This window comes from Okeania sp. SIO2B9, assembly GCF_010672505.1.
GTDB lineage: Bacteria > Cyanobacteriota > Cyanobacteriia > Cyanobacteriales > Microcoleaceae > Okeania > Okeania hirsuta.
In genome coordinates, this window is sequence record NZ_JAAHGK010001237.1 from 1 (window position 1) to 2266 (window position 2266).

The window sequence follows — 2266 nt, forward strand, 5'->3', positions numbered from 1 at the left end:
TTATCATTTTCTTTGTGGGTTTAATACCCCACCGTCAACGGGGGTGTTCACGCATTACTTGGGGGAGCGAATCCCCATGTAATTTTCCTCCTGTCTCCTGTCTCCTGTCTCCTGTCTCCTTCTTCAAAACTGTTCAACCGGACATGATATTACCCAATTATGGAATTTGCTGATTTTTTGAGGAGATTCTCAGACTTTCAATATTATAGCGGTTTAATAGTTTGTGAAATACAAAATTCTCAGTTTTTAGGAAGTAGGGAATTGAGTAGTTGGCATTTAGACTCAGTTATTAATTATTACCAATTCAGAAGTGGTCTATATCTTTATTTAGGGTTTGCTGAAAAAGTCTTATGGGTGAGGGTAGGAGTCAACCCACCCCTCGCCCCTCCCCCTCCCAGGAGGGAGAGGACCGAGTCAGGATAAATGGGAATTACAGAGGATGTAGTTGGAAGAATTGTCCCTTAATTTTTCTGTCCTTGTCTGCACAAAATGCTAGTTTTTTGAGCTTTCTTGACCGAAAAGCTGGGACTTTTTTTAAAAAAAATAAGGCTGAAACCTTTATATGTCAATACTTTGATAGTTTATCAGCAAGCCCTATTTATTCCATTTATAGCCATTAACTTGGACACAAACGGCTATAGTTACACCAATAATCTTACTTTTAACTTTTAACTTTTATTATGAATAATACTTCTTCTACTAAGTCCCGGTCTATTTGGCACAAATTGTGGTTCTGGATACTTGTATTAGTGTTGAGTGGAACTACAACTACTTCTTTTGGGGCAATAACTGCTCTATTTGCTCCGGTTGAACCACAGTTTTTCAGCCAACTACTCCAGAAATTTACTTCAGATGTCCTATGGCGTAAGGGTCTGCCTTACCAACTCTCACAACCGATGAATATTCTGGTGATGGGAATTGACCAAGTCTCAGGGGTGGCAGAAAATTCTCCAGATGTGTTTGAGGGTCGTAGCGATACTTTACTATTAGTACAAGCTAATCCCACTACTCAGACTGTCAGTTTACTTTCAGTACCACGAGATACTCAAGTCCTAATTCCCAAAGTTGGTATTGCTAAAATTAATGAAGCTAATGTTTATGGTGGGCCAGAACTGGTAGAAAGTGTTTTAGAGAGTACTTTAAGTGGTTTTGAGATTGACCGATATGTGCGAGTTAGTAAGGGAGCGTTTCGAGAATTAGTGGAACAACTTGGTGGGGTAGAAATTTTTGTTCCTCAACCTATGTCTTATACTGATAATACTCAGCAGCTAAAAATAGATTTAAAGTCTGGTTGGCAAACTCTCAATGGTGAACAAGCAGAACAATTTGCTCGTTTCCGAGAAGAAGTTCATGGAGATATTGGTCGTATTCAACGACAACAAGTTTTGCTCAAGGCGCTCCGAAACCGCGTTACTAATGTGGCAGTTTTACCTCGGTTGCCTCATATTATTCAGGTAATGCTGAAGTATGTTGATACTAATTTAAGTTTTCCTGAAATGTTAGCTTTGGTAAGTTTTAGTCTTGATTTAGAACGAGATGATTTGAGAATGGTAATGTTGCCAGGAAGAGCTAGTTCTAGTGATGAGTATTTGAGTAGCTATTGGATTATAGATCAACCTGGTCGAGACCGAATCCTTGAACAATATTTTAATTTCAAGTTAGAAGATTTTAATTATAACGATCTATTTTATCCGATAAAAGTTAATGAAACTTTGTCTTTAGAGGCTAAAATAGCTGTTCAAAATGCCTCTAGTAATTCTCAAGCAGCGACAAATTTTGCTCAATATTTGAGGGATCAAGGATTCTACAATGTTTATGTAGTTTCTGATTGGCCTGACAAAGAACCTTTGACTCAAATTATTGTTCAAGGGGGTTATTTGGAGTCTGCTGAAGTTGTGAAAAATGCTTTGGGTTTTGGTAATATTGAGCCTGCTTCTATTGGTGAAATTGGTTCTGATTTTACTGTTCGATTAGGGGAAGATTCGGTTGAGATAATTAATGCTTTTCAGGAACAGGATAAATCACCGTAGTTCTAGTTAAGCTAAATAGTTTTTATTTGAGGAATCAAATAAATCGGCGTTGGTAAAGCGCGTGTATGATATTCATCTTAATTCTTTAGGAGTCAACCCACCCGCGCGCCCCTCCCAGGAGGGGAAGTCAGGAGGACTGAGTTAGGAGGGAAGAAAGAATCAGAAACCCTGAGTAGAAGGAGAAAGTTTTTTGGTGGCATAAAGTTCACAGAGTTCTATCACGCTCTTATCCAGAC

Annotated in this window: 2 protein-coding genes; both read left to right on the forward strand. The window is 38.6% G+C overall.

The features are described from left to right. Positions 1-159: 159 nt before the first annotated feature. A complete protein-coding gene (locus F6K13_RS29320) occupies positions 160-423 on the forward strand; it encodes a hypothetical protein (RefSeq protein WP_124155535.1) in 264 nt (87 codons plus the stop codon). A 257-nt stretch (positions 424-680) separates the two neighbouring features. Next, positions 681-2030 (forward strand): LCP family protein, encoded by a 1350-nt coding sequence (locus tag F6K13_RS29325; RefSeq protein ID WP_124147660.1) that lies wholly within the window; start codon positions 681-683, stop codon positions 2028-2030. The last annotated feature ends 236 nt before the right edge of the window (positions 2031-2266 follow it).

Excerpts from the sequence above, each read along its gene's own strand:
- F6K13_RS29320 (WP_124155535.1), top strand. The coding sequence starts at position 160 with ATGGAATTTGCTGATTTTTTGAGGAGATTCTCAGACTTTCAATATTAT.
- F6K13_RS29325 (WP_124147660.1), top strand. The coding sequence starts at position 681 with ATGAATAATACTTCTTCTACTAAGTCCCGGTCTATTTGGCACAAATTG.